This window comes from Floccifex sp., assembly GCF_051873495.1.
GTDB lineage: Bacteria > Bacillota_I > Bacilli_A > Erysipelotrichales > Erysipelotrichaceae > Floccifex.
Map to the genome: position 1 here is coordinate 1 of NZ_JBJEEX010000105.1, position 6,133 is coordinate 6,133.

Consider the following 6,133-nt stretch of genomic DNA (forward strand, 5'->3'; position numbering starts at 1 on the left):
CGGTGTTGACCCCACTTAACTTTGGAAAAACCCCGGTTAACTTTGGTTACCCATTAGCTTATAGACAAAAGTCCTTATCATATTTAAAATGAAGTTAAATTTTATAGTCCAACTTTTTCAGTGCACTACATTTCCAAGTCCTCTTTCAAATAACACCTTGGCTACGATGTTGTTTAGTAAGGGTAATTGTCTCTCGAATTAAGAAAAAACAAGAAACCACAAAAGCTATCGCATCACTAATAGGAGCCGCAAACATAATTCCATCTAAACCAAATTCATGTCCTAAAATCACCAATAAAGGAATCAATAAAATTACTTGTCGAATCAAAGAAAGAATCATTCCTTTTAATGGTTTTCCAATCGACGAAAAGAATCCTGACGAAATCACTTGTACTCCATTGACAATACATAAAGCTAAAAATACTTTCATAAAATGAATCGCAAACTCAAAGTACAACCCATCTTCTGAGCCAAATATCGATAATACCTTTGCCGTTTGAAATTGGAACAAATACCATCCAATTAAAGAAATAATAAAATTAATTCCAATAGTTAGCCAAACCACATTACGAACACGATTATATTTTTTAGCTCCATAATTAAAACCTGCAATAGGTTGCATACCTTGTGAAAGACCAATGATGAAAGCCATTAAAATACTATTCACTTTCATTACAATTCCACAAGCCGCTAAAGGAATATCAGATCCATACACACTAAATTGTCCATAATATGTCAATGAATTATTTAATACAATTTGCACCAATAAAATCGCAAGTTGATTTATTCCAGCCGACATTCCAATTGAACAAACACTTAGTGTATCTTGCAACGATACATGAATATCTGATACTTCTAATGTTATATTTTTAAAATGAAATAAATAACGAATCGCAATAATAGCTGAAACAATTTGACCAATAATAGTTGCGATGGCAGCTCCTGCAATTCCTAAATCAAACACAAAAATAAAGATAGGATCTAGTATCGTATTAATAACAGCTCCAATAATCATGCACATCATAGAATATTTAGGTGAACCATCAGCACGAATTAAATTCGAACAAATATTACTTGCCATTAAGAAAGGAACACCCAACGTTGTGATTCTAGTATATAAAATCGCATAATCCATAACATTGTCCGTTGCTCCAAAAACAGTCAACAAACCAGGCAAAAATGTTTGTACAATAATTACATATAATATCGAAGCAACAATAGTTAGTCCCACTGCATTTCCTGCAACTTGTCTAGCCTCTTCCATTTTCTTAGCACCAATGTTCAAAGAAAAACGAGACGAAGACCCAATTCCAATCATCAAACAAATTGCCAAAGAAATTGTCGTTAAAGGAAAGGCAACATTAGTAGCTGCATTGCCAAGATACCCTACTCCTTTTCCAATAAAAATTTGATCTACGATATTATAGAGTGAGCTCACGACCATCGAAATAATAGAAGGAATCGCAAACTGCATTAATAATTTAGATTCGGATTCATATCCTAATACATTTTCATTCATGTCTATCATTTTATTCTATCTTTTCAAAATGAGCAATAAAGTTTTTGTCTCCAATGGAATAAGGCAAAATTTCATTTTGTTTATTACCACGAGCATCGAACCACCCCAAAAAGCGATACCCCTTTTTAATAGCTGGTCTAAGTTCAATCACAGGATCAAAATACGTATAACTCTTCGGATTCATACGAGATGAAATTCCTCCATTGGCATCATATGTTACACGATAATGTTTGATTTTCCATTTCGCATATAAAATACACGACTTATGAATCACTTGATCAAAGCTAAACTTATATTGACAATTCATGTCCCAATACCAACCATCGAATTCATATCCCATTTTCAAAGGGGGTCTAAATTCCTCTAATAAACCATCTTCATTGACTTTACGATTCGCAATCAATCCGCCTCCTCGTGTTTCAAAGTGAACCGTACACAAAGGTTGGTAATGCGCAACTAATTTGATTGGTTCATAAATTTGAGCGGGAATTACTTCCGTTGGTTTTCCGTTTAAGGTCCAATGACTAAAACATACACCTTTCTTACGAGCCGGATATAATTTGATTAATCCTGATTCAATGTTGACCGTAGTAGGATTTAATTTTGAATTTTCTCCTCCATTTAGATCATATGTTACATCATATTCAATTAAACTCCATTTATCATATAAAACCATTTCATGTGGTAATATCCCTCCTGGGTTCAATCTTTTCTTTCTTTCCGGGTCAATATACCACCCTTCAAACGCATAACCTTTTTTTTCTTCTATTTCGTTCATTTTTTTCATCCTTATCCTTGAAATATTAAAATTATTTGATATAATACTTGTGTTGTCCTGGTAGCTCAGCTGGATAGAGCATGCGCCTTCTAAGCGCACGGTCAGGGGTTCGAATCCCTTCCAGGACGCCATTTTTGTAAATAAGCTCTCGCAAGAGAGCTTTTTTATTTGACCTCTCCTATTATAGGAAATAAGATTTATTTAATCAAACAAATAAAAAGACTCTAAGATAATTTCTTAGAGAATTTTTATTCACCTGGTTCTAATTTAATGACTTTTCCTTTATTCCATAACTCAATTGTTTTTTGAGCAGCTTTATAACGATCTTCATCTGTTTTAAAATTCACATTCACAGAATGACAACCACATTCCATACAAGTTACATAGTAACTATTTCCTTCTTCTTCTAACAAAGAAGCTCCTTCACATAAAGGACAATCATATATTACTAAATCATCAATATTCATAATAATCTCCTCACACTTCGTGTATTATATCATTTATATGTATTTGAAACAAATCACATGAATTAAAAATCAATTAAATAAATTCCAATTTCTACATGAAAGTAATCCTTCTTCTTTTGAATATCAATTACTTTTCCCTTTAATAATTTACCTGCATCCATTAAACGCGCAAAAATTATATTATCTTTTCGAGGAACATAGCCTAACTTTATATTATCTTCTGTTAAAATCAGAATCGCATTATTGTCATATTTATTATTTTCTCTTTGAAATACTAAATAATCTTCTTTTTTTAACATTGTGAAAACTGTTTTATCTTCAATATAAGAAGTACCGGCAATAGTACAATCAAATAAATGAATTTCTTTAGTTAATGGCTCTACTAACGTTGATAAATCATTTTGTTCTAAGATAGGTAAAATATCATCTTTTAGCGTTAAATCATTCATGAAATCACCTGCTTTATATCATATTTTAAAACTTGTTTTTCAAGTTCCTCTTTATATTTTTGATATTGATGAATATCCTGTTTAAATTTTTCCATATATTGATTACACTTATCTTCATTTTCTAAAATATCTTTATATAAATAAGGATTTGTGGAAACAATTTCTTGAATTTGTTCTTTTATTTTTTCTGTTTGCGCATCTATATCAGGAATATGAATTTCTTCTTTACCTATTAATTTATCAACCAATACCTCTAGATTCATCAATTCATCTAATTGATTACAAACATACGCATCTTGAATTCTTGAGAATAGTTCTTGCATCTTTTCATCTTTAAATAATTCTGGATGTAAATCAGGATGAATCTTTTTAACTAAACGATAATAAATCATCTTTATTTGTTTTAAATCTTGTTCACTTAACGATTCACTTTGTTTAGAAGTTTGTACATCCTCTTTCATTTTTTGAAGTTTTTGATAATAATTCTTAAGTTCTTGATCAACAAACTGTTCTAATTCACTTTCAATAATATCCATGCCTTTGTTTACCTTTAATTGACAATACGATATTTTCTTTTTTAAAGCCGTACATTCTATAACAAGTTGAAACAATTCATTAATGATATCACCAAACATAGCTGTATAAGCCACTCGATACTGAATAGCTTCTTTTTGTAATTCATCTCGTTTTAATAATAATTGTTGATAATTCTCAATATCTTTTTTTACTAGATTCATAATCTTCCTTTTATGGTTTACATAAACCACATGGTCCATATCCCTTTTGAATTAATTGTTCCCTTGTATTCGATGTATAATATTTATTTTCCTCTTTCATAGAATCTAAACTTGAACAATCTGGTCTATGAAACTTCTTTGAATTTTTATTACATACATAAGTGACATTTTGTTCTTTTTGTTCAAATGTAACATTGGTTCCATCACTTGTACAAATAATTTCATGTTGTGTATCTGTACGATAAATTTCACATTGTGACAAATTATTTAATACTTCTTGATCCGGATGTCCATAGCTATTATTTAAACCACAACTAATAATCGCATATTTAGGATTTACTTTTTGAATAAATTCCTGACTTGATGAATACTTAGAACCGTGGTGGGATACAATATATACGTCTGATTGTATATCTTCATTCAGCATATCTTGTTCTGCTTTAATAGATGCATCTCCACAAATTAGATAATGGGTATTTCCAAATGTGATACGAATGCAAATGCTTTTATCATTATCTTCACCATATTCTTTTATAGGTCCAATAATTTCAAAAGAAGCCGAACCTAATTGATATGTTTCCTTTAATTCAGGATGTTTCTCATTTTTTACTTTATTTTTAAAAGAAGCATATATTTGTGAATCCGTTTCATAATCTGGGTCTAAAACTAAATCACAAGCAAATACATTTAAAACCCCGACTAGACCTGCAATATGATCTTCATCATAGTGAGAAGCAATAATATAATCAAATTTTTCAATTCCTTCATTTTCAAGGTAACTGACAACATAACTTGATGCAGACCGGCCTCCTCCATCATATAATAAATAATGTCCATCACTTTCAACCAATACACTTAATCCTTGTCCTACATCAAGTACTTGTAGTTCAAATGTTCCTGTTGGCTTTGTTGGTTCAACATCAATTTGACTTGAACATCCACTAATTGATAATAATAACGATAATAAAAAAATAATGACCTTTTTCATAGTCATTATTTTATAACATTTTATTATTTCCTTAAAGAATCTTTTAATATGTTTTGTCCTACTTTCATGATTTCTTTATCCAAAATCGCAAAAATCACATCTATATCATCCCATTCAAAATCAAGTATTGCCTGAATGGCAATGTTCCATGCTTCTTGAATGGGATATCCATAGATACCTGCTGAAATCAAAGGAAAAACAATGGATTGACATTCATATTGTTGTGCCAATTTTAAACTATTTTGATAAGCGGAATACAATAAATCAGGAATTACTGGATCATTTGCTTTATAAATAGGCCCAACAGCATGAATAATGTATTTGGCTTTTGTATTGAATCCAGGTGTAATGACCGCTTTTCCAGTTGGACAATAGCCAATACAATTACAGGCTTGTTGTAATTGTGTTGAACCTGCTTGTGAAAATATAGCTCCACAAACACCTCCACCTTGTAATAGTTGTTCATTGGCTGCATTGACAATCGCATCTGCACTAATATCAATAATGTTTTTATTTATGATTTGTATCACTTCGAAATCACTTGTCCTTTTTTGACTTTTCCAAAAGAAATATAGTCAATTGTTTTATTGATTGGTTCACTGACAATCAACATCGTTGTTGTATCGTAGCCTAACGATTGTACAAGACTTAAGTCCATTTTCACAATTGTTTGGCCTGCTTTTACACTTTGTCCTTGTTTTACACAAACTTTAAAGCCTTTTCCATTTAATTCAACCGTATCAATGCCAATGTGCACTAAAAAACCTGTTCCATCACTCATACGAATCGCAAAGGCATGACCTGTTGGAAAAATCATTTCCACAATTCCTTTAGCTGGTGAAACAATTTCACCTACTTCCAATTGAAAGCCAATAGTTTGTCCCATCATTTCTTGCGCAAATACCGGATCATTGATTTTATTGGCTGGAATCATCGTACCCGTTGCGATTGATACAATCGCATCTTTTTCTTTTTTCCCAAAAAATTTCATCATTAAAACTCCCTGTCAAACCATGGATGTGTTCCATCATTATAAACAAATTCCACACAAACATCATTCGAATTAATATCTATAATCGCATAGCTTCCTTTTTTACCACTTCGATCAAACCAGATAGAACCTGGATTAATCAATAAAACATTATTTTCTTTTTGTTTAGAAGGAACATGCGTATGTCCAAAACAAACAATGTCA

Annotated in this window: 9 protein-coding genes and 1 tRNA gene; 1 reads left to right on the forward strand and 9 read right to left on the reverse strand. The window is 31.2% G+C overall.

From position 1 onward, the window contains the following. Positions 1–145: 145 nt before the first annotated feature. Positions 146–1,519, reverse strand: coding sequence for an MATE family efflux transporter (locus ACI313_RS06085; RefSeq protein ID WP_320608158.1), 1,374 nt, complete (start codon positions 1,517–1,519; stop codon positions 146–148). Positions 1,520–1,529: 10 nt separating this feature from the next. Continuing rightward, positions 1,530–2,297, reverse strand: coding sequence for an InlB B-repeat-containing protein (locus ACI313_RS06090; RefSeq protein ID WP_407066613.1), 768 nt, complete (start codon positions 2,295–2,297; stop codon positions 1,530–1,532). 54 nt (positions 2,298–2,351) lie between these two features. Between ACI313_RS06090 and ACI313_RS06095 the strand changes: the two genes are divergently transcribed. After that, positions 2,352–2,428: transfer RNA gene (locus ACI313_RS06095), tRNA-Arg, on the forward strand. Positions 2,429–2,545: 117 nt separating this feature from the next. On the opposite strand, the gene ACI313_RS06100 is transcribed toward ACI313_RS06095, so the two are convergent. The 7 genes from ACI313_RS06100 to ACI313_RS06130 form a co-directional block, all read right to left on the reverse strand. After that, positions 2,546–2,764, reverse strand: a complete 219-nt coding sequence (locus ACI313_RS06100; RefSeq protein ID WP_320608159.1) for a Lar family restriction alleviation protein — start codon at positions 2,762–2,764, stop codon at positions 2,546–2,548. 62 nt (positions 2,765–2,826) lie between these two features. Beyond that, the gene (locus ACI313_RS06105; protein ID WP_320608160.1) at positions 2,827–3,213 is read right to left on the reverse strand and encodes an HIRAN domain-containing protein; all 387 of its coding nucleotides are present in this window, start codon (positions 3,211–3,213) and stop codon (positions 2,827–2,829) included. After that, the gene (locus tag ACI313_RS06110; RefSeq protein WP_320608161.1) at positions 3,210–3,950 is read right to left on the reverse strand and encodes a hypothetical protein; all 741 of its coding nucleotides are present in this window, start codon (positions 3,948–3,950) and stop codon (positions 3,210–3,212) included. The genes ACI313_RS06105 and ACI313_RS06110 overlap by 4 nt, the downstream gene beginning before the upstream one ends. A gap of 10 nt (positions 3,951–3,960) precedes the next feature. Continuing rightward, positions 3,961–4,938 carry a ComEC/Rec2 family competence protein gene (locus ACI313_RS06115; protein WP_320608162.1) on the reverse strand — a complete coding sequence of 326 codons (978 nt, stop codon included), beginning with the start codon at positions 4,936–4,938 and terminating at the stop codon, positions 3,961–3,963. Between the two features lie 23 nt (positions 4,939–4,961). Then, complete coding sequence (locus ACI313_RS06120; protein WP_320608163.1) at positions 4,962–5,468, reverse strand: macro domain-containing protein; 507 nt, start codon at positions 5,466–5,468, stop codon at positions 4,962–4,964. Then, positions 5,465–5,929, reverse strand: a complete 465-nt coding sequence (locus tag ACI313_RS06125) for a PTS sugar transporter subunit IIA (RefSeq protein ID WP_320608164.1) — start codon at positions 5,927–5,929, stop codon at positions 5,465–5,467. The genes ACI313_RS06120 and ACI313_RS06125 overlap by 4 nt, the downstream gene beginning before the upstream one ends. Positions 5,930–5,931: 2 nt before the next feature. Continuing rightward, positions 5,932–6,133, reverse strand: a 202-nt coding sequence (locus tag ACI313_RS06130) for a metallophosphoesterase family protein (protein WP_439755557.1), incomplete at its 5' end; no start/stop codon positions are given.